24 protein-coding genes and 1 pseudogene are annotated in these 25,894 nt (G+C 52.0%); 14 read left to right on the top strand and 11 right to left on the bottom strand.

Annotated features, from left to right (window positions below):
- From HMPREF3016_RS10520 to HMPREF3016_RS10555, 8 genes are all read left to right on the top strand, one after another.
- On the top strand, positions 1 to 378 hold the full coding sequence (locus HMPREF3016_RS10520) for a hypothetical protein (protein WP_013398938.1): 378 nt from the start codon (positions 1 to 3) through the stop codon (positions 376 to 378).
- A gap of 121 nt (positions 379 to 499) precedes the next feature.
- Positions 500 to 1,123 carry a sigma-70 family RNA polymerase sigma factor gene (locus HMPREF3016_RS10525; protein WP_239664679.1) on the top strand — a complete coding sequence of 208 codons (624 nt, stop codon included), beginning with the start codon at positions 500 to 502 and terminating at the stop codon, positions 1,121 to 1,123.
- Entirely contained in the window at positions 1,113 to 2,039 is a 927-nt protein-coding gene (locus tag HMPREF3016_RS10530; RefSeq protein WP_070742017.1) for an anti-sigma factor, read from the top strand. Before HMPREF3016_RS10525 ends, HMPREF3016_RS10530 begins: the two co-directional genes overlap by 11 nt.
- 88 nt (positions 2,040 to 2,127) lie before the next feature.
- On the top strand, positions 2,128 to 2,628 hold the full coding sequence (gene ybaK, locus HMPREF3016_RS10535) for a Cys-tRNA(Pro) deacylase (protein WP_048751307.1): 501 nt from the start codon (positions 2,128 to 2,130) through the stop codon (positions 2,626 to 2,628).
- A complete protein-coding gene (locus HMPREF3016_RS10540; RefSeq protein ID WP_070742020.1) occupies positions 2,609 to 3,163 on the top strand; it encodes a GNAT family N-acetyltransferase in 555 nt (184 codons plus the stop codon). The genes ybaK and HMPREF3016_RS10540 overlap by 20 nt, the downstream gene beginning before the upstream one ends.
- Before the next feature lie 38 nt (positions 3,164 to 3,201).
- Positions 3,202 to 3,618 (top strand): peptide-methionine (R)-S-oxide reductase MsrB, encoded by a 417-nt coding sequence (gene msrB / locus HMPREF3016_RS10545; protein ID WP_048751607.1) that lies wholly within the window; start codon positions 3,202 to 3,204, stop codon positions 3,616 to 3,618.
- A gap of 172 nt (positions 3,619 to 3,790) precedes the next feature.
- The gene (locus HMPREF3016_RS10550; RefSeq protein WP_048754284.1) at positions 3,791 to 5,065 is read left to right on the top strand and encodes an HRDC domain-containing protein; all 1,275 of its coding nucleotides are present in this window, start codon (positions 3,791 to 3,793) and stop codon (positions 5,063 to 5,065) included.
- Positions 5,066 to 5,257: 192 nt separating this feature from the next.
- On the top strand, positions 5,258 to 5,779 hold the full coding sequence (locus HMPREF3016_RS10555) for a Rieske (2Fe-2S) protein (protein ID WP_048754283.1): 522 nt from the start codon (positions 5,258 to 5,260) through the stop codon (positions 5,777 to 5,779).
- Positions 5,780 to 5,916: 137 nt separating this feature from the next.
- Here HMPREF3016_RS10555 and dxs read toward each other — a convergent pair whose 3' ends face one another.
- The 3 genes from dxs to HMPREF3016_RS10570 all read right to left on the bottom strand — a co-directional run bounded on the left by dxs (position 5,917) and on the right by HMPREF3016_RS10570 (position 11,882).
- Complete coding sequence (gene dxs / locus HMPREF3016_RS10560; RefSeq protein ID WP_048751604.1) at positions 5,917 to 7,926, bottom strand: 1-deoxy-D-xylulose-5-phosphate synthase; 2,010 nt, start codon at positions 7,924 to 7,926, stop codon at positions 5,917 to 5,919.
- A 164-nt stretch (positions 7,927 to 8,090) separates the two neighbouring features.
- Positions 8,091 to 9,725, bottom strand: a complete 1,635-nt coding sequence (locus HMPREF3016_RS10565) for a class I SAM-dependent RNA methyltransferase (protein WP_048751603.1) — start codon at positions 9,723 to 9,725, stop codon at positions 8,091 to 8,093.
- A 111-nt stretch (positions 9,726 to 9,836) separates the two neighbouring features.
- Positions 9,837 to 11,882 (bottom strand): APC family permease, encoded by a 2,046-nt coding sequence (locus tag HMPREF3016_RS10570; protein WP_246828540.1) that lies wholly within the window; start codon positions 11,880 to 11,882, stop codon positions 9,837 to 9,839.
- Positions 11,883 to 12,015: 133 nt separating this feature from the next.
- Here HMPREF3016_RS10570 and HMPREF3016_RS10575 point away from each other — a divergent pair, with 133 nt between their 5' ends.
- On the top strand, positions 12,016 to 12,783 hold the full coding sequence (locus tag HMPREF3016_RS10575) for a potassium channel family protein (protein ID WP_048751600.1): 768 nt from the start codon (positions 12,016 to 12,018) through the stop codon (positions 12,781 to 12,783).
- A gap of 12 nt (positions 12,784 to 12,795) precedes the next feature.
- Positions 12,796 to 13,449, top strand: coding sequence for a potassium channel family protein (locus tag HMPREF3016_RS10580; protein WP_004004494.1), 654 nt, complete (start codon positions 12,796 to 12,798; stop codon positions 13,447 to 13,449).
- A gap of 116 nt (positions 13,450 to 13,565) precedes the next feature.
- On the opposite strand, the gene HMPREF3016_RS10585 is transcribed toward HMPREF3016_RS10580, so the two are convergent.
- The 5 genes from HMPREF3016_RS10585 to dut all read right to left on the bottom strand — a co-directional run bounded on the left by HMPREF3016_RS10585 (position 13,566) and on the right by dut (position 18,468).
- A complete protein-coding gene (locus HMPREF3016_RS10585; protein ID WP_070742026.1) occupies positions 13,566 to 15,671 on the bottom strand; it encodes a hypothetical protein in 2,106 nt (701 codons plus the stop codon).
- Between the two features lie 88 nt (positions 15,672 to 15,759).
- Entirely contained in the window at positions 15,760 to 16,500 is a 741-nt protein-coding gene (locus HMPREF3016_RS10590; RefSeq protein ID WP_070742029.1) for a DUF3159 domain-containing protein, read from the bottom strand.
- A complete protein-coding gene (locus tag HMPREF3016_RS10595) occupies positions 16,493 to 17,050 on the bottom strand; it encodes an asparaginase (RefSeq protein ID WP_070523606.1) in 558 nt (185 codons plus the stop codon). The genes HMPREF3016_RS10590 and HMPREF3016_RS10595 overlap by 8 nt, the downstream gene beginning before the upstream one ends.
- Positions 17,050 to 17,913: a DUF3710 domain-containing protein gene (locus tag HMPREF3016_RS10600; protein ID WP_070742031.1), complete on the bottom strand. Its 864-nt coding sequence runs from the start codon at positions 17,911 to 17,913 to the stop codon at positions 17,050 to 17,052. The genes HMPREF3016_RS10595 and HMPREF3016_RS10600 overlap by 1 nt, the downstream gene beginning before the upstream one ends.
- 108 nt (positions 17,914 to 18,021) lie before the next feature.
- Complete coding sequence (dut, locus tag HMPREF3016_RS10605; protein ID WP_238382320.1) at positions 18,022 to 18,468, bottom strand: dUTP diphosphatase; 447 nt, start codon at positions 18,466 to 18,468, stop codon at positions 18,022 to 18,024.
- A gap of 209 nt (positions 18,469 to 18,677) precedes the next feature.
- Between dut and HMPREF3016_RS10610 the strand changes: the two genes are divergently transcribed.
- Positions 18,678 to 19,127 (top strand): DUF3093 domain-containing protein, encoded by a 450-nt coding sequence (locus HMPREF3016_RS10610; RefSeq protein ID WP_070662703.1) that lies wholly within the window; start codon positions 18,678 to 18,680, stop codon positions 19,125 to 19,127.
- 66 nt (positions 19,128 to 19,193) lie between these two features.
- Here HMPREF3016_RS10610 and HMPREF3016_RS10615 read toward each other — a convergent pair whose 3' ends face one another.
- Positions 19,194 to 19,493, bottom strand: a complete 300-nt coding sequence (locus tag HMPREF3016_RS10615) for a DUF4193 domain-containing protein (protein WP_004004482.1) — start codon at positions 19,491 to 19,493, stop codon at positions 19,194 to 19,196.
- 323 nt (positions 19,494 to 19,816) lie between these two features.
- Here HMPREF3016_RS10615 and sepH point away from each other — a divergent pair, with 323 nt between their 5' ends.
- Entirely contained in the window at positions 19,817 to 20,908 is a 1,092-nt protein-coding gene (gene sepH, locus HMPREF3016_RS10620) for a septation protein SepH (protein WP_070742035.1), read from the top strand.
- Positions 20,909 to 20,967: 59 nt separating this feature from the next.
- Here the strand turns inward: sepH and HMPREF3016_RS10625 are convergent, their stop codons facing one another.
- A complete protein-coding gene (locus tag HMPREF3016_RS10625; RefSeq protein ID WP_070742038.1) occupies positions 20,968 to 22,212 on the bottom strand; it encodes an alkaline phosphatase family protein in 1,245 nt (414 codons plus the stop codon).
- 1 nt (position 22,213) lies between these two features.
- Positions 22,214 to 22,810: a DUF5998 family protein gene (locus tag HMPREF3016_RS10630; protein ID WP_013398920.1), complete on the bottom strand. Its 597-nt coding sequence runs from the start codon at positions 22,808 to 22,810 to the stop codon at positions 22,214 to 22,216.
- Between the two features lie 213 nt (positions 22,811 to 23,023).
- Between HMPREF3016_RS10630 and HMPREF3016_RS10635 the strand changes: the two genes are divergently transcribed.
- Together HMPREF3016_RS10635 and HMPREF3016_RS10640 are read left to right on the top strand one after the other, a co-directional pair.
- Complete coding sequence (locus HMPREF3016_RS10635) at positions 23,024 to 25,552, top strand: DNA gyrase/topoisomerase IV subunit A (RefSeq protein ID WP_070742040.1); 2,529 nt, start codon at positions 23,024 to 23,026, stop codon at positions 25,550 to 25,552.
- Positions 25,553 to 25,708: 156 nt separating this feature from the next.
- A pseudogene (locus tag HMPREF3016_RS10640) lies at positions 25,709 to 25,894 on the top strand (tetratricopeptide repeat protein); the annotation flags it as partial.

Consider the following 25,894-nt stretch of genomic DNA (forward strand, 5'->3'; position numbering starts at 1 on the left):
ATGTCCGTTATTCTTCGCACTGCGTCTTTTGCAGCTGTTTCTCTAGCCCTCGTTGCTGGTGTTTCTGCATGTTCTTCTAACGCTTCTGATCAGAACTCATCGCCGAGCGCATCGTCGAGCTCTTCTGCATCATCCACCCCCTCTTCTTCTGCCATGATGAGTTCAGACGCTATGATGTCGCCTTCAGCTATGCCGAGCCAGTCTGCCATGTCTGGGGACAAGATGGATGGCGACCACGGCAAGATGGACGGCGATAAAATGCAGGGAGATCATGACAGCATGAAGCATGATGACAACAAGATGGACGGTGACAAAGGAGGCAAGATGGAAAACAAAGACGCCATGATGTCTCCTTCGGCTTCCGCCATGTCGAAGTAATATTTTGCCGGTATGCTGCTTTACACCCTGGAATATTTTCTAGGGTGTAAAACATACCTAAACTTCGCTTATCACCGACACAATAATCAAATGTCATCATAAGGCGTGAGATGATATGATCATGACTTTTTTGGATCGTCAGGTGACTTCGGCGTATCAAGAAGCTCAAAAAGCCACCCAAATTCCTCAGGAATATCAGCGCTTAACTGCGTTGATGGAGTGTGCTGCCGCAGGAAACGAACATTGTTTTGAAGCTCTATACGATGCACTTGTGCCGCGTCTGTACGCGCTTATTAACCGCATTCTTCATAACCGAACGCATGCGGAAGAAGTTACTCAAGAAGTTTTTCTAGAAATATGGCAAAAAGCGCCTTTATACCGTGCAGAACGGGGTACTGTGTTGTCGTGGGCTGCAACTATTGCTCACCGCCGTGCGGTTGATCGGGTGCGCTCCGTTGCAGCCTCCACAGAACGTGATTTCACACGCGGTCTTGAGGAATATCGCGAATCTTATCATCACGTTGATGATGCAATAGCTGCTTTTATGGATACTGAGGAGATTCACCATGCTCTATCGGGTATTCCACGCGAACAAGCCCAGCTGCTCACCATGGCATATTTCGGAGGTAAATCACAGCGCGAAATCTCCGATGAAACGGGCATTCCTCTAGGAACTGTCAAAACCCGCATGCGCGCTGGCATGCAGAAACTACGTGAACGATTGGAGGGCACCCGTGAGCACTAAAGACTATCCCGAAGATTTCCCCGATAAACTCGACTACGCCCTCCACACGCTTTCACCAACGCAACGTATAGCGTTTGAATCGTGGACCCCCAAACACGAACGCGAAGATGCTAAGGCCGATGCTGCGGTCCTCTCTGAGGTTTTTGGTACTTCGCTCACTCCGCAAGAGCCGTCCGCTGAGCTTAAAGCTCGTGTGATGGCGCAGGTTGCGCATACCGAGCAAATCCAGCCAGCTAATGAGCTAGGTACAGATGACGTGAATGCCGAGCATAAGAGTGATCATGCCGATTCCGAAGGTTACTTTGTATCAGATAATGCAGACAACGCTCAAGCTATCGCAGACTCAGAGAATTCCGCTTATGCACGAGCTAAACGGCGTTGGTTCGGGGCTCAGGGTAAATTCTCACCATCTCGCATGACGGCTGCGGCAAGTATTATTATCGCTGCTGGTCTGGGCCTATGGGGTTTCACGCAGCACCAGCAACTAGAACATACCTCCCAGGAGCTACAAGCCTCGAGGGCGTCCTCTTCGGCCCCAGCGCATCCGGCAGCTGCACGGCCCGGCGACCAGTCGATCGTCGAGCAAATCAGCATGGCTCCTGACCTTTCAATGGCCCAAGGTAAAGTCAACGGCATGCCGGTATCGGTCATGTACTCCCCTTCCCACAACATGGCGGGTGTTTCAACGACAAATCTGCCTGCGCTGCCCGAAGGAAAGGTCTATAAACTCTGGTTTTACGATGCTCAGGGCAATATTGTGGGATCTGGAATCCTCAATTCTGCTGGCCGCGGTGCCGGGATCACAACCATGACAGAGCACGATCTGAGTACGGTCACCGACTTTGGTATCTCAATTGAAGATGAATCGGCTAATTCTCCTAGTCAGAAACCCGCTATGCTGGAAAACGTTGTGTGACCTAACGCTTGCAGGCACCCCATCCCTACGCAGGTAAAGGTGATACATACCTTAGGGGTTCACCTTACGTTTTCGTAGAATAGTCTTCATGGCTAAAAAGAATAAAAGCGGCAAGAAAGGTGCCTCCACCGCTGCGGTCGCGCTCTTGAAGGAAACTAAGACTCCTTTTGAGATTCGTGAATACGAGCATGTGGAGGGAGAAACCTCCTTTGGGTTGGAGGCCGCGCAGAAACTTGGCGCCAATCCTGAGCAAGTATTTAAAACGCTTCTGATTGTGCACGACAAAGATTTTGCGGTGGCGGTAGTTCCGGTGAGCGGGCAGCTGAATCTGAAAGCGGCGGCACACGCCCTTGGCTGGAAAAGCGCCTCCATGTGCGACCCGAAGGTTGCCGAGCGCCGCACTGGATATGTGGTGGGCGGTATTTCGCCGTTAGGACAGAAAACTCCTTCCCCCACACTCCTGGATGCCAGCGCCGAACAGTATCGGACCATTATGGTCTCTGGCGGTAAACGCGGGCTGGATATTGAGCTCTCCCCCGCCGACCTGCTTAAACTCACCGGCGGCAGCTATGCGCCTCTTCGCGCATGAGCCGCCGTGCCTTGAGCTGCGGGTCCCCGCTGCGGAGGATGCCGCCGAATGGTATGCGCTGTTCAGGGATACGCGCGTCATGGAGTATTTGGGGCGGCCCGCAGATTCACTCGCCCACTATGAGGATATGGTGGTGCGGGCTCGCGCCGACTATGAGCGGGAAGGGTTCTGTCTTTACACGGTGCTGGCTGATGGTGAGGTGGCGGGTTTCACCGGGGCGCACCGGTGGGTGAACGATTGGAGCCCGGCCGGGCAGATTGAGCTGGCCTGGCGGCTTGGGTGTGCTTTCTGGGGTGAGGGCGTCGCCACCCGCGCCGCCCAGCAGGTGATGTGCGAGCTTGCCGATGCTGGGCATCAGCAAGTATGTGCCGTTATTCACACCCGCAACCGGGCATCAGCGGCAGTGGCCCAACGTTTAGGGATGCACCAGCGCAGCAGCTATGAGGCACAGGTGGACGGTCTGACCCTGCCCGTCACCGAATGGGTCACGAACCTGTACCGCCCGGGAACAAAACCTGAGCCGGATCTGTTATAACGACGACAGCTCATAAGAGAAGATTTGAAGGAGCAGCAGTGGGAAACTCACTACCGTGCACCGGGAAGATTGAGAAAAACTGGCGTGAAATCCTCACCCCCGAGGAGTATGCAGTGCTGCGTGAAGGCGGTACCGAACGAGCCTTCACCGGCGAATACTGGGACACGAAAACCGAGGGTGTGTATTCGTGCCGAGCCTGCGGCACTGAGCTTTTCCGTTCTGCTGAGAAGTTTGAGTCGCACTGCGGCTGGCCCTCTTTCTTCGCTCCACTCGCCGAAGATCGTGTGCGGTATCTGGAAGACACCACGTTAGGGATGCGCCGAGTAGAGGTACGTTGCGCCGCCTGCGATTCGCATCTGGGTCACGTGTTTGAAGGCGAAGGATACGATACTCCGACTGATCTGCGGTATTGCATCAATTCTGTCTGTCTCACATTGGAACCGCAGAAGTCGTAAGCTAGAGCTATTTACGAGACAATACTGCTGTTAGCCGGTGCCGATCCTTGGGTTTTCGGTATATTTGAAGAAAAATGTAACGCACAGCGGCAACGGGTAGAATGGTGGAGTTATTGTTTTCAGCCCCGTCGAGGGAGCTACCAGAAACGGATATTCAAGGAACCACTTTCAGATGAGTCTCAGCCCGAGTACCGAGCCTATCAAACTCCCACCTATGCTCGGATTACCTGCTGATTTCACAGTTCCTGATGTTATTCCGCTAACTACCCCGTCAGTTCCGGTCCCCTCCATTATCAACACGGAGAGGGCGCTTGAACGTGCTGCTGAATCTTTGCGTGCTGCATCCGGTCCGGTTGCAGTCGATACGGAACGCGCACAGGGTATACGGTACGGGATCAGGGCTTTCTTGGTGCAGCTGAAACGCGAAGATAAACTCTACCTGATCGATCCCGAAGCTTTTTCTGACCTTAGGATCATCAACGATGCTCTAGCAGATGCCGAATGGATTATTCACGCGGCAACCCAGGATTTTCCGAGTCTGGATCTTCTTGGAATGCGACCGCGTCTTCTCTTTGATACCGAGCTCGGTGCACGTTTAGCGGGCCTGGAACGGGTGAACCTGGGAGCTGTTGTCGAAGAGCTTCTGGGGTACAAACTTGAGAAAAAGCATTCCCAAGAAGACTGGTCACAACGTCCTTTGCCAGAGTCTTGGCTCAACTATGCATGCCTTGATGTTGATGTACTGGCAGATTTACGCGATGCCTTGGAAGAAGTTTTAGAAGACCAGGGAAAACTTGAGTATGCCCGCCAGGAATTTGCCTATCTCTGTTCACTACCGCCCGCTGACCCTGCTGCGAAGAAAGCCGAACGGTGGAGGAAAACGAAGGGACGGAACACGCTCCGGTCCGTACCGCAACTAACAGCCCTGCGGAATCTTTGGTTCGAGCGCGATAAATTAGCGCAGAAGAAAGATATAGATTCTAAGGCTTTACTCTCAGATGCCGCGCTCGTTGAGGCTGCGCAGAAAATGCCTCGTAATGTACCAGCTATCATGGCGATTCCGGGGTTCCGTACTCGACTGTTGAAACGTGAAGGTCCTCGCTGGGTGCGTGCGATAGTATCAGCTTCTCGGGGTGAGGACCCGGCGCCCTACACCATTCCGGCAACCGCCCCTCCCCCGCTTAAGGCTTGGGAAACGAAACGCCCTATTTCACTAGAGATTCTTAGCGAAGTGCGGAAGATAGTACAACGGGAGTCAGAGCGGCTCAATATTCCAGCACAGAATATTATCAGCGCTGATTGCATACGGCGTCTGTGCTGGGATCCGCCCGAGCCTTACTCTCAAGAGGCCCTTCTTGAGGCTCTTCGCTCGCATGATGTGCGCCCGTGGCAGATTGAAATCCTCACCCCGGATCTTCATGAAGTTTTCCAGCGACACCTTGGCTAACGCCTTAACACATGGATCTCTCAACCCAAGAAAAATATGGAGGCGCACGCCACACAACAAAACGGCTTATTCGCGTGCATACGATTTATCCTCTAGATTTATAAAAGAGCGACACGCAGCTATCCCACAGGTACGGTCGCCTCAGCATCACACAAGCCCGGCTTCACACACCGGGGAATTCAAGGAGGAACGATGAACGAAGTACCATCGTGCACCTGTTCGTGCGCACAATCAGAAATTTCTGGGCACGAGCCAAACTCTCAGAGCATTCAGGAGCTGGAGCATAAACTTTCGCGCCGAAATGCACTCGTAGCGGGGGCTACAGCTACCGCAGGGGCTCTTGCTTTAAGCGCCTGTGCCGAAGGTTCCAGCGGTGGTGGTGGAAGCGGCGGTAACGGTGCTGCCGGGCCAGAGTCCCCCACCGATATTGCGGCTGCTTCGGAGGTACCCGTCGGCAAAGCGGCGAAACTTACCAAAGGCGGTGTTACCGTTATCGTATCTCAGCCTGAAAACGGTGTCTTCAAGGCTTTTAGCTCCACCTGCACCCACCAAGGATGCCAACTCAACGTACAAAACAACAGCCAAATTGTGTGCCCATGCCATGGTTCTCAGTTTGCGCTCGCCGATGGCTCAGTCAAAGGTGGTCCGGCTGAGTCGCCGTTAAAATCCTATAAAGCAGAGGTGAAAGACGGCAGGATCATTGTTGGAGGGTAATATCTTTCACATATGGGTATTGACGGTATATTAGTTTTTAACGTCTAGATTTTACGTCAATAAAAATGTTGGGGGTGTGTGAAAATCTACACACCCCAACGTTTTATTTTTTTGCACTCGGTCAAGCACCACAAAAATTACTGGGTATGCCGCGGTTTTTGCCCTTCCTCACGTGCGAAGGGAACCTTATCGCCCGCAAGCTGCGCGAGAATATCGGCAGTAATGGTTTCCGCGCACAAACCAACATCTTCCAGGATTTCCTCGCGCGACGCATGCGGTATAAATTCTGCCGGTAAGCCGAGCTCACTCAACGCCGTGTCTACGCCAGCCGCACGCATCTCTTGACGAATGCGTGAACCCACACCGCCCGCGCGCACACCATCTTCGAGAGTCACAACAATGCGGTGGTCTCGCGCAAAATCCACCACCGAATGCGGAACCGGCATAACCCATCGCGGATCAATCACCGTCGAATGGATGCCCTGCTCGGCAAGGCGCTCAGACACTTCGAGCGCTACCCGTGCCATAGCGCCAACGGCAACAAACAGCACATCGCGCTGCCCAGTTTCAGGATGCGGCCGCCCGGTGCGGGTCAGCACATCCACCCCGTCAGAGCGGCGTTCCAGGGCAGCGATATCTTCACCCACCGACCCCTTTGGGTACCTTACAACGGTCGGTGCATCATCAATAGCAACGGCTTCACGAAGCGCTTCACGAAGCGTCGCAGCATCGCGTGGAGCGGCCAAGTTTAACCCAGGAATAAACTGCAGAAGCGATAAGTCCCACATGCCGTGGTGACTTGCGCCGTCAGGTCCAGTAATGCCGGAGCGGTCAAGAACCAGAGTCACGCCCGCCTTGTGAAGAGCAACATCCATCAAGAGTTGGTCGAAGCCACGGTTTAAGAATGTTGCATAGAGTGCCACCACAGGGTGCATACCGCCGTACGCCAAGCCCGCACTCATCGCAACGGCGTGCTGTTCTGCGATACCAACATCAATGACTCTGTTCGGATGCGCTTGCGCGAATTCACGTAGGCCAACAGGAATGAGCATGGCACCGGTAATGCCCACAATGTCTTCGCGTTCATCCGCGATCTGTTTGATCTCACGACCGAAAACACTCGTCCATGACTCTTCGGTGCTGGTTGAGACAGGCTTGCCGGTAAGAGGATCAATCCGTCCTACCGCATGGAATTGGTCATCATCATTCGCACGTGCCGGAGCGTAGCCGTGCCCTTTCTCTGTAATAGCGTGCACAATCACCGGGCCGCCGTAGTTCTTAGCGGCACGCAAGGCGGTCTCAACAGCTTCTTGATCGTGCCCATCAATTGGGCCCACATATTTCATGCCGAGATCTTCAAAAATACCCTTGGGGACCACAACGTCCTTAATACCGACCTTCATGCCGTGCAGCCCCCGGTAAATCATCTGCCCCAGCGGGCCGCCACGCTGCAGACCACGGCGCATAGCATCAAGCGCCCGATCATATCGATGGTCAAGACGCATACGGTCAACCTGCTGCTGCACCTCGTGCTTAAGTGCCGTCAGCTGGTTAGCAAAACCGCCAATAGTAGGCGCATACGATCGACCATTGTCATTGACTACAATAACGACTTTACGACTACGGTCAGCGGCGATATTATTCACGGCTTCCCAGGCCATGCCTCCGGTCAACGCACCATCACCGATTAAAACCACCGTATAGCGGTCATTTTCTCCGTTGAGAGCGTAGGCGCGTGAAATACCATCAGCCCAGGAAATTGATGATGAAGCGTGCGAGGACTGAATAATATCGTGTTCAGACTCGCCACGATCCGGGTACCCCGACAACCCACCCTTTTGGCGCAGGGTGTCAAAGGCGTGACGACCGGTCACCAGCTTGTGTACATAGGACTGATGCCCTGTATCAAAGAGAATAGAATCGTGGGGCGAATCAAAAATACGGTGGATACCAAGAGTCAGCTCAACAACGCCAAGATTGGGGCCTAAATGACCACCCGTTGCAGAAACATTCGTTACGATAAACTGACGGATCTCTTCAGCGAGTTCACGCAGCTGCTCGTAGCTGAGGGGGCGCAAATCCCGAGGTTCACGAATATCGGACAAGAGCCCTAAGGATTCCTTGTTCGCCTCGTTCTCAGCAGACATACACTCTCCTTCTGCACGGTTGAGGTCAACAATGTACCTCTAGGTCTAACAGTTAAATTCTAACGGGTTAGGTTATATATACCCATTTGAAGGTTGCCGAAAAAAGTCATGGTTACCGTGTTCGCCATCTTAGGTACATACAGTTTTGCTGTCTCTACGAGAATTTACTTATGACGTTTTGACAGACGCGCTGGACGAATACGCGCAGGCGCACGGTGAAAAAGAGCGAGCGTCTCAACATGATGCGTATTAGGGTACATATCAAATGCCCGTACCTGTACGAGATCCCAGCCTAGTTCACGCAAAATAGCTGTATCGCGTCCCAAGGCTGCAGGATCACATGCCACATATAGAATGCGCCCGGGTTTGAGTTCGTTGAGGCGTTCCAAAACTTTGCGGTTTGCCCCTTCACGAGATGGGTCAAGTACCACGGCATCCGGGGTAGGTATCTGACCAAGGCTATGTGCTGCTTTAAGATCTTGAAGGCTTTGTGCAACGTCTCCGCGAATAACCTCAACACGGGTTTCCTTGGAGTTATCGCTTCGGGAAGGACCATCCGGCGCGAAGTTGGAACGCGCATCACGGTGCGTTACCGGGGAACCTTCAACGCTGATAACCGTTCCTTCTGATCCGACAGCATCCGCGAGCGCTGCTGTAAATAGCCCAGCACCGGCGTATAGGTCGAGGGCGCATTCGCCTAAGGTTGGGCGGAGCATGGTTAACATGGTGCCCATGAGAGTTGAGGGGGCACAGCGGTGAATCTGCCAGAAGCCACCTGCGGAGACCTGATAGCTGAACCTTCGCGGACCAAAACTTACTTCTTCGGTTACGGAACGTAACCCACCGCCAAGGAGTATATCTCCCTGACGCACACGCCGATAAGGGCTATGCACGCTGGGCTGCCCCGAACGCTTGCTCGGTTTTGCTTTCGATCCGCTATAGGGGGTGAAGAAAAGCGAGATTTTACGCTTAGCAAGCTCGCCCCAAAGCTGGATGCACTGCCTTTCAATCTCTTTGGCGACGTGGGTTGTCTCAAACCGGGGGTCAACCATGAATTGGAGCAGAATACGCCCACGTGAAGACAGTGTTGCTTCCAGTTCTCGAACGCCCCGCAGGTTGAGCTTGTGAAGTTTTAGGTCACGTAATTCGCGTGCCACGAGGGGAAAATCAACGACGGGTACCGGTTGCGAGCTGTGGTAGGGGTACATGCCGATGCGCCAATACGTGGTACCGTCTTCAATGCTTTTAGCGGTGGTGTACCGTATACGAGATCGCCAGGAGAGGTCGCCTTCGACGAGGTCTCGATTAGGCATAGACTCAACGATAAGGTTTGTTAAGAGTGGTGATTCTAGAGGGATGCCGCCTAGGCGATGAAGCTGAGTTCGTACGATCTCGGCTTTGTAACGCCGTTGTTCAGAGGGTTCTAGGTGCCCATATTCCATCCCACCAAGAAGCTCTGCTATGCCGGTGAGTTTCTGACGTTCTTCGGGAGTTTTGAGGGCATCTGCCTGTGCCCAGGGATGCTTACGGCGCACTGGTGCAGGCACTTTGACGGCTACAACATCTGCAAAGTAGAAACGGTTTTTGGGGCCTATTGCGGTAATCCGAACTTGGGCTTCTTCACCCACTACACCATGCCGTACGAAAACGACCCCGGCGTGCGTACGTGCAACGAGTGCACCTCCGTGGGCGGGTGTCTCACAGGTTACCTGGATTAGATCGCCTATAGTGTACCCCTGCTCCGAGGTAACGTTATCCGCACCGGAGTCACGTACTGTGCTGGTTTCAGGGGTGTTCACGCGTCTTCTCCTTACAGAATTCTGATGTGAAGCATTCTACACCGCTTATTTTTAAATAACCGTTCAACCCTGCCATAAGCATGAGAAAATCTCAAGGGTTCTCATGGAATATCACGTTTTTTCTGTGTGGGTTGAGCCCCGATACATCGTATCGTTTTTATGGGAGTGAACGGAGGTATCAATGTCCTCGGTATCAATGGACGTTGCATTCTCATGAATGCTCCACGGAACAGTCACAAGAATAACATTAGGCTCTTGCTCTAAAACTTTCTTAAGCTGTTTGACAGTTCGCGGATGAATGAGGCGCTGCCACCAATGTTCCGGAACAAACTCTGGAATGTAAACGGCAATAACATCCCGCGATGTATTGTTCTGAATACGGCGCACATAGTTATGTACGGCTTGGACGGTATCGCGGTAGGGTGAGTCAATCACCGAGAGTCGTACAGGAATCCGCATGCGATCCCAGCGAGTCTTCACATCGTCAAGAGTGGCCTGGTCGTTATTAACGGTCAGAGCTTCCAGCGTTGAAGGATGGGATGCGCGCGCATAGGCTAGGGCACGAAGCACGGGTTTGTTGAGATCTTTCGTGTAAACAATGGCGTGAACCCGTGAAGGCAGCGAGGATAGATCGGCGGATTCTAGATCTTCATATGGTATTTCTGCCGCTTTGATGACGGCATCGTAGTGTTTACGGGTTATCATCATGCCCCCGAACAAGGTAACGATTATAAGAAGCGAAAGCCAGGCACCTGCCATGAACTTAGTGACAATAACAGTAATGAGTACAGCGGCGGTCACGATAACCCCGATGATACTGACGGCTAGGTCACGGATCAGGTGTCGGCGCGAAGTAAATGCCAGTGTAATGCGCAGTTTTCGGATGCGGTAGCTCACTACCGATCCCTGAGTGAGCAGCATCGAGAGGAACATACCCACGAGATAGAGCTGAATGAGCGAGAAAATATCCGAGCCAAAAAGCAACGTTAGACATGTTGCCATAACAGCCAGCAGGAGAACCCCGTTACGGTAGAGGCCCACAGAGTTGATACTCCGTAGCTGAACTGGCAGATACCTGCGATCAGCGAGAGCAGATGAACTCAACGGAAAACCGATAAAAGCTGTAAAAGACGCTATGGTCAGCACTGCAACGGTGGCAAAAACAAGCAGCTGAGGTATGAGCGGGGCGCCATCATAGATAGCGAGTGCTATCTGATAGAGCGCGGGTTTCTGGTGGAAGAATTCGCCCGGCGCGCGCCCCTCAATCAACAAATATTGTGTGGTGTCATGCACCATAGTAACGCCGGTAACTTGAGCTATGTAAAGTATGCTGACGAGAAGCACACCCGTTATGGTACCCATAATCATGAGGGTGAGGGCGGCATTATGTTTTTTGGGGCGCCGGAAGAAACGCACGGAGTTTGAGATCGTGGAAACTCCGGAGAGCGCAACGGCACCCGCTGAAAAAGACCGTGAGATCAAAAAGAAGAACGCTATGCCAATCAGCTGTGAATCGACGTTTTCGGGGAGTACCGAGTAGTTTGCCGATTCTGCTTTAGCAAGCACACCCATCCAGGATTTGATAATTCCAATGCACAGCGTAACGCCTAGGATCGCGAGGAAAATATAGAGCGGCCAGTGTGCTATCTTTCCCATGAGTTGTAGACCGCGCAGAGACACTACGGTCAAAATAATGATGAGCAGTATTGCGATGGCGCTGCGATGATCTTGTAATTCTGGGTAAAGTGCCACCAGGAATGTTGCAGCCGACGACATGGAAACGGCAACCGTAAGCACGAAATCAAGAAGTACCGAGGCCCCCAAAATAACGGCGGGTTTACTGCCCAACCGCCGGTGCACTAGTTCAAAATCGCCTTCAGCAGCAACCTGATTAATGTTGTATCGGTAGGTTCCTACGATCATAAGACCTACGACGGCGACCGCTAACCCAACCCAAGGGGCATAGACAATGGCTGCGTTACCAGCAACGGCGAGCATCAGAATAATCTCGTCGGCGGCGTATGCGACAGATGAAATACCGTCAGAGCCGAAAAGGGGTAGGGCAAAACGCTTAGGCAGCGACATGGCCGCTACTTGACGCGAATCTACCGGCTTACCGGTGAAGGCGCTGCGAATTTTTTCCCAACGATATTTCACAGGTTTAAGGCTATCCGCCTGCGGGGTAAAGCTCAATTTTATTTGCCGCGTGTTTCGCAGGTCATCGGGCGTTTAGTGGTCTTACTCGGTACACTTAACAGGAAAACCGGTCGTCTGTTGAGGAGGAAAGCACATGCCCCATTTCGTCATTATGGGTTCTGGTCGTGTGGGAGTTATGCTTGCCCGTACTCTAGAGGCTTCGGGGCATACGGTAGCCGTTATCGATCAAGATGAGCGAGCTTTCCAGCCCTTACGTAAAGGGTTCAGCGGGCAGTTGGTGACCGGTGTCGGTTTTGACCAAGAAACGCTCAAACAGGCGGGTATTTCGGATGCGTACGCTTTTGCAGCTGTATCTTCGGGAGATAATTCAAATATTATTGCCGCCCGCGTGGCGCGTGAGACTTTCAAAGTAAAAAATGTTGTTGCCCGAGTCTACGACCCAAATCGTGCTGAATTCTTTCAGCGTCTAGGTATTCCCACGGTAGCCGCTGTGAGGTGGTCAACGGATCAGGTGCTTCGTCGCCTGTTACCGGAGCAAGCGCTCAAGGGTGATTTTCGGGAGCCATCGGGCAGGCTCATGCTTACTGAGATTCCACTGCATGAACAATGGGCAGGTCATGCACTCGTGGATATTGAGCGTGCTGCCGGGGTGCGCATCGCCTACATTACCCGATTCGGTGAAGGCATGCTTCCACGCCCAGATACCGCCTATCAGCAGGGAGATACCGTACACATTATGATGCGCACGGACGATATTAACGAAGTCTCTCGGATTCTTTCGCGGTCGCCTCGTACTGATGAAGACGTCGAGTACAGTACCGATCCGCGGCTGGATTGGTTCCATGCGAAGCCGATAGACCCGGCGCAGCACCCCGGCGATCGCCGTCGCCCGAAAGCATAAGGAGCTTATAACATGAAGGTACTTATTGTTGGGGCCGGTTCCGTGGGAGCATCTATCGCTAAGGAACTCAAGGCGAATGGGCACACGGTCACTATTATTGATTCCAAGCCTGAGATGAAAAAACGTACCGATCTGCCGGGAGTGCGCTGGCATATTGGTGACGCCTGTGAGCTATCTGTTTTGCGCCAGGTTCACCCGAATACTGCTGATGTAATTGTTGCCGCGACCGGTGACGACAAAGTTAATCTAATGGTATCTCTACTGTGCCGCAGCGAGTTTGGTGTACAACGCACTGTAGCGCGTGTGAATAATCCCCGGAATGAGTGGCTTTTCGATGATGCCTGGGGCGTGGATGTGGCAGTTTCCACTCCGCGTTTGATGACGGCCCTCGTGGAGGAAGCCGTCGAGGTGGGCGATGTGGTACGTCTGCTTACGCTTCAGGCCGGCGGGGCGACGTTGGCGGCGTATACGGTACCGCTCGATCATCCTGTGATTGGCTACAGGATAGACCATGTGCAATGGCCAACCGATACGGTACTCACCGCCATCTTGCGCGATGGTGTTCCGGTTGCACCTTCCGCCGATGTTGTTATTGAGGGTGGCGACGAACTTTTCTTCATCACAACGCTTGACGGAGAAGACCAAATTCGGGCGCTCTTCGCCTAGGTTATCTCTCTGCCCCTCCTAGATCACCAACGAAAACGAGCTATTTCTCAGCTGAAACGCGCGAAATATAGACGCACGTTTAGCGTCTCTAATGATGGCTGAGGATTGTGTGAGGTCTAAAAGCTTCCGCCGTCTCCCCCGCCAAAGCCTCCGCCGCCACCGTCAAAACTTCCGCCGTCACCTCCGCTAAAGCTAATTCCAGAGTCCGAGGAGCTGTTGTCGGCAGGAGTAAAGCCGTCGCCGTACCAGGATCCCCACGAGTATTGCCAAGGATCGACATCCCAGCCGCTCGTTTCGGGAGTAGCACTGTTTGCATAGGTTCCGTGTGTAAGAACGTTCTGAACCGGGAACCAGTAGGTTCGGCCACTCCCGGTTTTCTCACTTTCTTTTTGGTCAAGTTCCTGCAGCTTCTTCAAAACAGCATTTACACTGAAAACACCAGCAGTTGTGGGAACGGCATAACGTTGAGCTTCAAGCACGAAATTTTGCGCGTCGAGGCGTCCTGAGAATTCTGGGTATAAATATTTTCCGGTTTCTTGTGCCCATTCATGGGATGCCCGCACCAAACGGAGCGCTTCTTGGCGGTCTTCAAGAACTCGGGTAGTGCTCTCATGCTCAGTCTCTAAAAGATCTTGGATGCGTTGCAGCTGAGCATATTCCTTAATATCTTCTGGCTGTAGAGAGAGATAACCCAGAGGCGCATACATTCTAGTTTCAATGAGAAGACGTTCCGCAATTTTTTGAATTATAGAAATTAGAGTCTGTTCAAAAATATCTTTTATGTCTTGTGGCATAGGAATAGGAAAACCTTGATATATCCTCATAACCCACTCCAAAAAATGGTCTGCAACAGCATAAAATTCTTCGGACTCAAGAGACTTCGCATAGTTACTTATTTCTTGTATGCGACTATCAAAATATTTTTTGAAGAATCTATTTTCATGATTTTGTGCAAAATCAAAAAGATAATGCGCAAGATGAGAAGAACTTTCTTCAATATGTGCGGGAGCATCAACAGACTTTTCCCATTCCTTAAGAAATTCTTGAAGTTTAAAAAATAGAATCCAAAGAGCAACTTCTGCATCCTGCGCAATATATGCACTCTTGAATATTTTGATGCGTTGCTCGTCCGATACGTTGCGAGAAACTAACAACAACTGTTTTTCCGCTTCAGTAAGATTATCATCAATATCGCTTAATAGATTATCAAGTGCAGCAGAATACATAATAATTGGTTCAACTATTGAACTCTTCTGCTGCCGTCCCTGCAGTAATACATCACTTAGCCGCGGAGCTAATGAAGCAACTTTAGTTTTAGCATTTTCAAAACATTCTCGGCGCAGCTCTAAGTCTTTGCTTATGTGAGAGCGCAGTACGGGAATTTTAATCTTATTTATAGGATCTTCAAGACGTTGGGCTTTACTCCGAATAAAGGCATAAGCATGCCTTATCGCTTCATCATCTGCTTTAATAGATTCATGTCCAGACTCCCAGTGGTTCTCAGCGTCATGTAAATAACGGTATGCCTGGGCCAAATGGCGATGGTTGCTATATGTTTCCACGGTGTCCTCATCAGAAAGATTCAAAATATCTTTATGCAACAGCATAATATAATTTACATAATCGACATAACCTGCCCAGAATACGTATTCTCTGACACGAGTTTTGCGCCCATCAATTTCTAGATTAAAATATTCTATAGACTCCTGTGAAATAGGTTTTTTATAGTTCAAATACCTCTGGCTTTCACTTTTAGCCTCCCCCAATGTTCGTATAAAAGCAAAAGAATCTCTAGGCTTCACCACCTGGGTATACAGATTTTCCGCACTATATTCTTGGCTAACAAGGAAATAAAGAGTGTGGATAATCATGGTATCTAATATTAAAAGTGAGAAAAATGTATATATTGTAAATACCCAGATACTTTTATCATCGAATGAAATAGCTAAACCCATAAACATTAAGGGAAGATACCCCCAGGCTACAATCTCAAAAAATTTTGTCTTTGTAACTTCATACCTATAAGCACCTAATATCAACTCCCATAGTACATACCACAAAAATCGCGAAAGAATAACAGACGCTGTAAAAATAACAGCACCAGATACGACATTTACTGGATTATCTCCACGTAATGTAATAAGAATTACTGCACACGCGCTAATAAAAAATGCAAAAATTAAAATAGATTTAGCATATAATGATTTTAAAATACTTATCATAACTTACTCCTTAGGTGGTTGGATAGACCAAGAGGCTACAAAGACGTCACTAAGCATACTTTAAGCATGCTTAGTGACGTAAAGAGTTTTATAAGGTTTCTGCCGGATCAGATACTCGCCACGCCAGCCAGATACCCGCCGCGTACAGAGGCAGCCCCATAACGATGCGCATAGCACCTAAGACTTCGGTAGCGTTCATATAGTAAAGCGGTAATTGGATCGCAAGTCGCAACAGCAAGACAGCCGCCATAATCCACGTTGCCAGCTTATAGGCTTTCAAACGTTCGGGTTTCTGTCGCCAGGTAAGCTGCTCTCCTCTGATATACCCGAAAATGAGTCCCGCCAGAGGCCAACCCACGATAATCGAAGCTATGAACGCAACACTGTAAATGCCGTTCGTCCAAAAACCCGGCAAATAGTAATCGGCAGCGTTCCCTGTGCGAAAAGCAGTGAAAGCACAAATTGCAACACCCACAATACCCGACACCGCAGGTATGAGTTTACTGCGCTGTATAAGGCGCAGCACGGTAAAAATACCTGCAGCTGCTACCGCGATAACTAAGGCCAAGTTTAAATCTTTGGTGACCGTGAAGAAGATAAGGAAGAGTAGTGAAGGCAGAGAAGTTTCTACGAGTCCACGCCACCCGCCAATTGCATGGAGCACATCCACATGACCTGACTCTGTACGGCGGATATTGCCCCCCAAAGAAGCGCCCAGGCTCTTACCTAATGACTCTTGCCCCGATATCGAGTTTGTCTCTGCACTCTGGGCACCGTCAGAGGCATACTGGTTATTCGAATGCTGAGGGTCATGTGGAGTATTAACCACGTCGAGGATCCTTTTCTAAGAAGTATTGGGGAACAATCTCGTATCGGGGGTTGTACATCACGGGCGGATACGTGTGCGTTGAAATAACCCCAGAGCACCGCAACAGGCACCCCGCCAGTAAACCAGGAACCACACGCTGCCCATGCCAAATAAGGGTTACTCTTTCTCCCACAGAAAACGGCGGACGTGAGGGGAACCGCACTTCTAAACTCTCCGTCATGGGGTTCTTCCCCAAAACTGATTGTTGCTGGTCTCCATCAGGCATAATGGTCTCAGCATTCTGCGAGTCTTCCTGCTCATCGTCAAAGTCTTCGCCAGGAGGCTCAACAATGGGCATACCAATCAGGGCTAGAGGACTGGCCCATTGAAGCGGTTTTGATTTCGCCACGATAAGTTCTGCTTGGTAGAGCGGTTTATCGTGAACAGCAGGAATCCACACCTGATCGATACGGCCAGCTAGGCGAACACGAAAACGTTCGGGGTACTCCGTCTCAACTTGAGAAGAAGTCCCCGAACCGGGTGCAGCGTGGCTGTTATCTATGCGCGGCATTACCCAATCTCTGTAATCTCGGGTCCACGACGAGGCATTGGGCGTAGTTCGCGTTTATCCTCGTTCTTCTTTTTCTTCGTTTCAGTCTCTCGACTACTCTCCTGCTCCTCAGGTTCCTGCTCTTCATCATCTGAGTCGTCTAAGGTATATATCTGTTCCGGCATCGTCATGGGTAATAGCTCACGTGGCGGGCGGGGGTCGTCGCCACGATTGACAATAGCGGCACGGAAGACCTCTTCAATCGCTTCAGCAGCTTCTTCATTGCCTAGAACGGCCTCGCCAGAAATAACACCGCGTAAGAACCAACGCGGGCCATCGACGCCAACGAATCGTGCGATGCGCTCCCCTCGTTTCCCGTCCTCAGTCGTAGCGGGAAGGCGGGTTAGCATCTCGGCGCCGAACTCACCCGTATACATTTCGGCGGTTCCACCCTGCGATGCCACAGACTCGGCAAGATCATGCCGAATATCATCCCATATGCCAGTACTACGAGGCGCTGCGAACGCCTGAATCTGGAGGGTTCCACCAGCACGAATACAGGTTGCGGCAATTACAGCTCCCGTACCTTCGTCCATCTCAAGACGCAGGTTTAGACCGTCAAGCATCTTAATATATAGAGCACCAAGGTCGATGTATTCTTCGGTATCATCAACCTCACCAATATCGTGGGGGCCTTCAGAACGGTCGTAGATAACTACCTCGGGCTCTTCATCATCACGATCGACCTTGTTAAGGCTGGACTTAGACTTAGCTTTGGTTAGCTCAGCATCTTCTTTCTTGGAGTCTTTAGAAGTAACCTTAGTAGTTTTCTCTTCTGCTTTCTTACGCTCATCGTCAGAGCTTTTCTTGCCAAAACCAAACACTGAATATCCCTTACTGGTAGATGTTAGTGCGTCTCATATTGTATGCAGATATTGTATATTTCTTTGTGCGATTAAAGTCTATTATCTGCCGAATTACGCGGTAAAAGATTATTTCAAGCCGCTTGAGCCAAATCCCTGAGATCCTCGTTCGGTTTCGTCAAGGTTCTCTACCACCACAAAATTAGCGTGTTCATAACGCTGAATGACAAGCTGGGCAATACGATCACCACGCTTGATTTGGAAAGACTTTGCACGGTCCGTATTCAATAACGTCACCATAAGTTCACCGCGATACCCAGAATCGACAGTTCCCGGTGCGTTAACAATTGTGATGCCGTGTTTAGTAGCAAGCCCCGAACGCGGATGCACCAACCCTACATATCCTTCGGGAAGAGCAATAGCAATACCGGTAGGTACAAGTGCTCTCTCTCCAGGCGCCAGTGCAAAATCTACTCGTGAACGCAGATCTGCGCCCGCATCACCAGGATTGGTGTAAGACGGTGCTGGGAGCTCTGCATCAAGCATTTTAATCTGGACATCAATGGGATTAATCATGTCTTTCACTCTACCGAACATACGGGGGCTACGTCATCTCTACCCCCTTAGCGTACAGGAGTTTCACATAAGTACTGCACGGTGCTGGAGTGCGCAGAAAATAACCTCGGTTAGAATGTTGAATATGATTTTCTGCCCAGATGGTGCACACACTCTTTTTCTAGACGCCATCTGAACAGGTACCCAACAAGCTTAGAAGGACTATTACGATGGCTTCTTCGTCACCTCATACGCTCTATTATGAGCGTCTTTCTCCTGGACCTGGCATGTGGTTTCTCACGCTGTGTGCCGGAGGTGCATCTTATCTGGTGGGCGCCCCTATTGGTATTCCGGTGGGTATTATTGCTGCTGTCGTTGTTACGCTTCTTCTCGGGTGGATTTTATATTTTTCTGCACCCACTATTGAAATATCGCAGGATTGGGTTCGTGTGGGGCGAGCAAGTATTGAGCGTGCTTATGTGGGTGAAACACAAGCATTTCGTGGCGAACAGGCCCGTATTGCGGCTGGTCCCGACCTTGATGGGCGCGCATATATGTGTTTTCGCGGCTGGATTACACCAAAAATCCGCCTCGATATTACCGACCCTGCCGATCCAACCCCCTATTGGATTGCCTCAACTCGTAATCCCGAAAAAATAGCCGAGATTCTAAACGGCTAGTTTTCTTTGCAGCTAAAAGGGCGGTCTCCCTGAGGAAACCGCCCTTGAGTCGTATGGTTTAGCTTCTTATCCTTCGCATTCTACGCAGTACAACAGACCGTCTTCTTCACGCGCAATCTGCGAGCGGTGACGAACCAGGAAGCAGGATGCGCAGGTGAATTCGTCTTCCTGTGCGGGCAGAACCACTACGTTGAGCTCTTCATTGGAGAGATCTGCACCGGGCAGCTCAAAACTTTCTGCCGCGGTGTTCTCATCCTCATCCACCGCCCCGGACTGCATCTCCGAACGGTGCGCGTTCAGCTCTTCGTAGGATTCTTCGTTCTGTTCGTCATCCTGCTTGCGGGGTGCATCGTAATCAGTTGCCAAACTATCACGCTCCGTCGTTTTTGGTGGGCTGAAATCCTACCGCCCACGGTGGTCTAAATAGGTAGTACCCCATCACATATCGGCGTGTTATGCGACGGCGGCATGCAGGTATTGTTCACTATTGATACCCATTTTGTCTAATCGGGACGCAGTTAGTGAACTTTTAGCCGTCATAAAGGCCTCTTGGAAGATATCAATTTAGGATTTTTTCACGATGTTTTGGGGGTTTTACTACCGTTTTTTGCGGCTCTCACGGTACCCTTGGTAGGTAACTTTATGTTTTTAAACCGGCATAACGGCATGGTAGTGGTGTTGCCCCACCCATGAATTTGGAGGTTCTTATGCTTGAATTGCGTCTGATTGGCGTACATGATGACGGTGAAAATCTGGTGCTTGAGTCTGCTGACGGCACTAGGTTTCTCCTTCCAATTGACGCGAATCTGCGCACAAGCATCACTAAGGCACGACGCATCCAGCCGCTTCGCGGGCGAGGTACTAAGGGGTCTTTCGGTCCGCGTGATATTCAAACTCGCTTCCGACAAGGTGCAAGCGTAGAAGAAATTGCTGAAGAATCCGGCTGGGAACCGGAGCGCGTGCGCAGGTACGAGTGGCCTATCGTGGCGGAACGTTCGCACATTATTCGCGCTGCCCAAAATGTGAAAGTGGGACGGCGTGATTCAGCCTCTGGCATAGGGCAAATTCCTGTCACCCTTGCGGCTCGTATCGCCGAGATTGCGCACCAGCACGGTTTTGAGGATGCCACCCAGGATTGGGAAACTCGGCAGAAAGAAAACGGGCAGTGGCGAGTCGAAGCCGACTTTGCGCTCTCCGATGAGGCACGCTCCCACCTGCCTGAAAAGGTACGGTTCCCCGCTCGTTGGACTTACAACCCGGCTAATCAAGGGCTGTACGCATCAAATGAGGCAGCATACTTCCTGATGGGAAGCCCGGCTGCGGTGGCAGCTGCGGCTAAGAAAACTTCTTTAGACGGCGAAGATGAAGAGCACGAAGAGCATCCGGAGGCAACCGCCCCGGTGCAGCAGCGGCTTGTGACTACTCATACGACTCCGGTACACGTTAATGCGCCTACCTCTTCTTTGAAGGGCGAAAGCCGTGACGAACGTAAACTCAATGAGCTTCTCGAACGCGCCCGCTCGGTACGCCCGGTTACTCCCGTGGTGGAAGAGCCGGAAGTGTATGAGCCTGAGCCGGATACCCCGCAGTCAGTTGAACCCGTTGATGAGCATGACAGCGGCGACTCTGCTCCTTCGACGCCCGAGCATGCTCATCACACTTCGGAGCCCAAAGGCGAGCATCACCAAAGCAATCGTGATGGGAACAAGACCAGTTCTTCGAAAAAGCAGCGCCGAAGCATTCCCGCATGGGACGATATCCTTTTCGGCGGGCGTAAATAGTAGTAATTTCTTACTAGGATTCCTGAAGATACAGACAATTTAGCCTGTCGTCCTTGACGTTACGAGGTAAGCAGATACCGCAGAGGAATAAGACGCTCCGCATCGGTCAGCGAACCGTGCTGCCCCACCATAGCGAGTGCGCGTTCCTTCTGGCGGCGCATATCGTAGAGCGCATAATCATCACGAGCGCAAACGATCAGATCGCCAATTCGTTCTCGCGCTGAATCACGAATTACCGTACCGTAGTAGCCCCGCTCATAAAGATCGTGTGAGTCTAGCACCCAAGCGTGCTCACCCCAGTGCCGAACCCAACATTGTGCGCTCTGGCGACGGGCATCCGGTGAAGTATCATGCAGATAGAGCTGCACCGCTCGCGGTTCCCCTGCCGTCATAGCGACATTTTCCAGTAGTTCTTTGGTCGCCGAATAGTCGATGCGGTTTTCCTGCGGAACATTTACCATGCCGTGATCGGCCGTGAGAAAAATACCAGCCCACGCCGGGGAACGTTCGGCAAGACGGCGCAGTGCCAGGTTAAGTTCTTCAAGTTGTTCAAGCCATTCGTTACTTCCCGCGCCGTAGCGATGCCCCGCTTGGTCAAGCTCTCCCCAGTAAAGGTATATCAAGGTCGGTGTGCGCGAGGCCAGAAGTTCGCAGGCATAAGTGATACGAGCGTTATAGTCGGCTGCGCCCACAAATTCGCCGCCGCGCAAGTTTGCTTCGGTGAGCCCGCTCCCCCGGTATTTCTCCAGTGAAATCGTCACCACGCGCCTATCGGTACAGTACCGCTCGAAAACGGTGGACAGGGGTTGCCAGGCGTGCGGATCAACATTCTTATCCCACCCCGAAAGATGGTTCATCACGGTATTCGTCGTGGGGTTGCGAACCTCGTAGCCAGCAATCCCATGAGCCCCCGGCGCGGAGGCGGTGCCCAGCGAACCCAACGACGCTGCAGTCGTGGTGGGGAATGCCGCATCCAATGCCCCTAAAAAGACTGTTTTCTTTAGATAAGGCGCATAAGATCCGTAGCTTTGCAGCAGTTGTTCTCCCAGACCATCGACCATGATCAGGCAGATATTACGGAATCCGTTTGGGTCAGCCCCAGCTTCAGTTAGTCGCTGTGCCAGGTTGAGTGGGTCTGCGTCCAGGCTGAAATCTGGTTCATCATCTAATGGGTGCTGAGCACGCGGTAAGCTTCTTTGCGCTACCAGTGATGCGGCCGATTCGAAAACATCTGCCACGCTGTTGCTTCCATAGGCAGGTGGCGGGGGCACCGGATTTCCAGCGTAATCGAGGTACTCAGACATATCAGCGGCTTTCGCTCACCTGAATATGTGCACGGTGTAGGGCGCGGGCGAACTGCTGCGCTTGAAGGATAGCTTCGGGACCGTCCGCTGTTGCCGAGACGCGTAGGGCTAAATCTTCTCGGCTGGCGTCACCACTATACCCGTGATCTGCGGTGCAGTGCGGATCGGGGCAGGTAGCGGGTGCCAGTTCCAGGTGCAGCGAGCCCGTCCATGCTATCTGCATCGAAAGTTCGGTGGGGACCGTTCCGGGCTTATATGCCTGCGGATTATCGTACCCGTAACTAATAGTGACGGCACGCAGAGAACTCAGCTTAACCGCTTCAACGCCCACATGTGCTACGGTCTGCTGCCCTTCTTCTTCAAGGTGCTGGTCGTCTAAATGCGCTAGAATCAGCAGAGATCCACTAACAACTAAAACCGTGATATGGCGATGCAAATTATTATGGCTGAAATGCGTTTCAACCTGCACAAAATGGGATTCTGGTTCTAAACCGGCAAGAGCTTCATCAACAATGTCACGCACTAAATCTGGGTAGAAACCTGCACGTTCGATATCGGCCGTGAGTTTTTCCCGCGGATCATATGCGGTCGCTGTCATGAAGACTCCTTAGGGTCATAGGTAATAAGGCAGATTCGAGTGCGCATGTGTGGTGCCGTTGTTAGACACTGTAGTTTATACCTTAGTGCTTTACATGCCGCCTGTGCTACTTTGACGGGCATTTGGGCGGATTTTTCTGCGCTACCTGTAGAATAGAATTACGAATACGCCCACCCCACATTGGGCGCATTATTGTGCGCCTCAAGGAGAGAAATGGCACGCCGCAGCAAGTCCGCCGTTGAAGATTACCCGGTTGATATTGTCGAAAATATTGTCGATATTGATGTCTCTGCCGAGATGGAATCCAGCTTTTTGGAGTACTCCTACTCGGTTATTTATTCGCGTGCTCTGCCAGATGCGCGCGACGGGCTGAAACCGGTGCAGCGGCGCATCCTCTACATGATGCAGCAGATGGGGCTGCGCCCGGATAAGGGGCATGTGAAGAGCGCCCGCGTGACCGGCGAGGTCATGGGTAAACTGCACCCGCACGGCGATGCCGCTATTTACGATGCGATGGTGCGTTTGGCGCAGCCTTTTGCGATGCGCCTGCCATTGGTGGATGGGCACGGTAACTTTGGTTCGCTAGACGACGGCCCGGCGGCTGCCCGTTATACGGAGGCACGCATGGCTCCCGCCGCGATGGCGCTGACTGCGGATCTTGATGAAGACGTTGTTGATTTTGTGCCGAACTACGATAACCAGTTCATGCAGCCGGGCGTGCTGCCAGCGGCGTTCCCTAACCTTTTGGTCAATGGTACGACCGGCATTGCGGTGGGTATGGCAACGAACATGGCTCCGCATAACCTGCGCGAGGTTATTGCGGGTACGCGGCATTTGATTGCGCACCCTGATGCCACGCTCAAAGAGATTATGAAGTTTATCCCCGGCCCTGATCTGCCCAGTGGCGGCACGATTGTGGGATTGAGCGGTATTAAGGATGCCTACGAAAGCGGGCGCGGCACGTTCAAGACCCGTGCCAAGGTCTCTATTGAGCAGGTGACCCCCCGTAAACAGGGCATTGTGGTGACTGAGCTGCCGTATATGGTGGGCCCGGAAAAGGTTATTGAAAAGATCAAGGACGGCGTTAACGCCAAGAAGCTGACCGGTATTTCTGATGTAGTCGATTTGACCGACCGTAAGCACGGGCTGCGCCTTGTTATTGAGATTAAGAACGGTTTTAATCCGCAGGCTGTGCTGGCTTCACTATATAAGCACACGCCGTTGGAGGATTCTTTCGGCATCAATAATGTGGCGCTGGTGAATGGGCAGCCGCAGACCTTGGGACTACTTGATCTTCTGCGGGTGTATATTGATCATCGACTGTCGGTGGTGCGCCGCCGCACCGAATTCCGTCTGGGTAAGCATAAGGATCGTCTGCACTTGGTGGATGGTCTGTTGATTGCCATTGTCGATATTGACGAAGTTATTGAGATTATTCGGTCTTCGGATGAAACCGCGCAGGCTCGCGAGAAGCTGATGGCAGTCTTCGATCTGACGGAGGTTCAGGCGAACTATATTCTTGAGCTGCGCCTGCGCCAACTTACAAAGTATTCCCGTATTGAGCTTGAGGCTGAGCGCGATAAGTTGCGCCAGGAGATTGCTGAACTGGAACGTATTTTGAGTTCCGATTCTGCGCTGCGTGAGCTGGTATCTGACGAGCTTGCCGAGGTTGCCGAGAAGTACGGCAACGATCGCCGTACCGTTTTGAAGACGAAAGACGATATGCAGTCCGCGATTGAGGCTGTCTCAAACGGTGCCTCAAAGGCGAAGAAGAGCCTCGGACTGGCGCTTGAAATTGCCGATGAGCCCTGTTGGGTGCTGCTGACGGCTTCCGGCATACTGGGGCGCACGGTGGGTAAACCAATGCGTGAGGCTCTGGTTGATCCGGGCAAACGTATTAAACATGACGTCTTCACCTCTATTGTTCCTACGACGGCACGGGGCGAGATTGGTGCGGTGACCTCTACGGGGCGCATGGTGCGCCTGTCAGTCATGGATTTGGTGGTGTTCGATGATTCTTCGGGAACTCCCGTATTGACTACGGGCGTCAAAGCTACTGAGGTTGTTGCCCTAGCAAAGGGTGAGAAGCTGGTGGGGCTTGTGCCGTTGAATGAGGTACTTGCACTGGCAACGGCGAACGGCGTGATTAAGCGCGTGAACCCGGAGTATCCGCTGAACCAGACGGAGTGGGATGTTATCAAGCTCAAGTCGAAGGATACGGTTATTGCCGCAACCGTGTGCTCTTCCGACGATAACGCCCTAACGTTAGTCACCCAGGAAGCGAAACTTCTGACCTTCGATGCGGCTAAGGTTCGCCCGCAGGGCCGCGCGGGCGGCGGTATCGCCGGTATTAAGCTGGGCGCACAGGATGCGGTAATTGCGCTCGGCGTGACCGCCCCGGGTTCTGCCGCAGAGGTTGTGACCGTCACGAATGGGCAGGATGGTATGGCGAGTGCGAAGGTCACTCCCCTGGCGGAATATCCGCAGAAGGGTCGGGCGACCGGCGGTGTGCGGGCGCATCGTTTCTTGACGGGAGAATCGAAGCTGGCGCTGGCGTGGGTTGGCATTGGTCCTGCAAAGGCTGGCACGCCGGGCGGTGTGGCACGCTCCCTGCCGACCGAGCACGGTTCACGTGACGGCTCGGGTGTGCCCCTTACCCAGGCGATCGGCGCGGTAGGCCCCAACTATGCGGCTATCACCGAGCAAGCAAAAATGGCGTCTGACGGGGAAAAGTTGTTCTAGCCTTTTTTAGTTGGGTCGCTGCTATTTTCATCCGTTGTTGCAGGTAGCAGTGTTGCTTCCATGCAAGAAGGCAACACTGCTACCTTTTAATGTGAAGTTTTAGGCGAGGCCTAAGGCTTTGAACTTTTCTAACCGCTGCGTCAAGGAGAAACAGGCGTGACCGAACCACATAAGCCCCTAGAACAGATGACCGCTCAAGAGTGGCTTGCCCTCGGAAGAAGCTACTACAATGAGGGCAAATTTGATGAGGCTATTAAAACCTGGTCAGAGATTCACCACGGCGACGACCCCGAAACCTACGCATGGGTACAGCTCAACCTCGGAGCCGCCTATGCCAAATCA

This window comes from Rothia sp. HMSC065D02 (assembly GCF_001815285.1).
Lineage (GTDB): Bacteria > Actinomycetota > Actinomycetes > Actinomycetales > Micrococcaceae > Rothia > Rothia dentocariosa.

Bases quoted from the DNA above. Each gene is read 5' to 3' on its own strand.
- HMPREF3016_RS10635 (WP_070742040.1), top strand. From the start codon at position 23,024: ATGGCACGCCGCAGCAAGTCCGCCGTTGAAGATTACCCGGTTGATATT.
- HMPREF3016_RS10595 (WP_070523606.1), bottom strand. From the start codon at position 17,050: ATGCCGCGCATAGATAACAGCCACGCTGCACCCGGTTCGGGGACTTCT.
- HMPREF3016_RS10580 (WP_004004494.1), top strand. From the start codon at position 12,796: ATGAAGGTACTTATTGTTGGGGCCGGTTCCGTGGGAGCATCTATCGCT.
- HMPREF3016_RS10550 (WP_048754284.1), top strand. From the start codon at position 3,791: ATGAGTCTCAGCCCGAGTACCGAGCCTATCAAACTCCCACCTATGCTC.
- HMPREF3016_RS10585 (WP_070742026.1), bottom strand. From the start codon at position 15,671: ATGATAAGTATTTTAAAATCATTATATGCTAAATCTATTTTAATTTTT.
- HMPREF3016_RS10625 (WP_070742038.1), bottom strand. From the start codon at position 22,212: ATGTCTGAGTACCTCGATTACGCTGGAAATCCGGTGCCCCCGCCACCT.
- HMPREF3016_RS10525 (WP_239664679.1), top strand. From the start codon at position 500: ATGACTTTTTTGGATCGTCAGGTGACTTCGGCGTATCAAGAAGCTCAA.
- dxs (WP_048751604.1), bottom strand. From the start codon at position 7,926: ATGTCTGCTGAGAACGAGGCGAACAAGGAATCCTTAGGGCTCTTGTCC.
- ybaK (WP_048751307.1), top strand. From the start codon at position 2,128: ATGGCTAAAAAGAATAAAAGCGGCAAGAAAGGTGCCTCCACCGCTGCG.
- HMPREF3016_RS10520 (WP_013398938.1), top strand. From the start codon at position 1: ATGTCCGTTATTCTTCGCACTGCGTCTTTTGCAGCTGTTTCTCTAGCC.
- HMPREF3016_RS10610 (WP_070662703.1), top strand. From the start codon at position 18,678: ATGGCTTCTTCGTCACCTCATACGCTCTATTATGAGCGTCTTTCTCCT.
- HMPREF3016_RS10540 (WP_070742020.1), top strand. From the start codon at position 2,609: ATGCGCCTCTTCGCGCATGAGCCGCCGTGCCTTGAGCTGCGGGTCCCC.
- HMPREF3016_RS10555 (WP_048754283.1), top strand. From the start codon at position 5,258: ATGAACGAAGTACCATCGTGCACCTGTTCGTGCGCACAATCAGAAATT.
- sepH (WP_070742035.1), top strand. From the start codon at position 19,817: ATGAATTTGGAGGTTCTTATGCTTGAATTGCGTCTGATTGGCGTACAT.
- dut (WP_238382320.1), bottom strand. From the start codon at position 18,468: ATGATTAATCCCATTGATGTCCAGATTAAAATGCTTGATGCAGAGCTC.
- HMPREF3016_RS10575 (WP_048751600.1), top strand. From the start codon at position 12,016: ATGCCCCATTTCGTCATTATGGGTTCTGGTCGTGTGGGAGTTATGCTT.
- HMPREF3016_RS10630 (WP_013398920.1), bottom strand. From the start codon at position 22,810: ATGACAGCGACCGCATATGATCCGCGGGAAAAACTCACGGCCGATATC.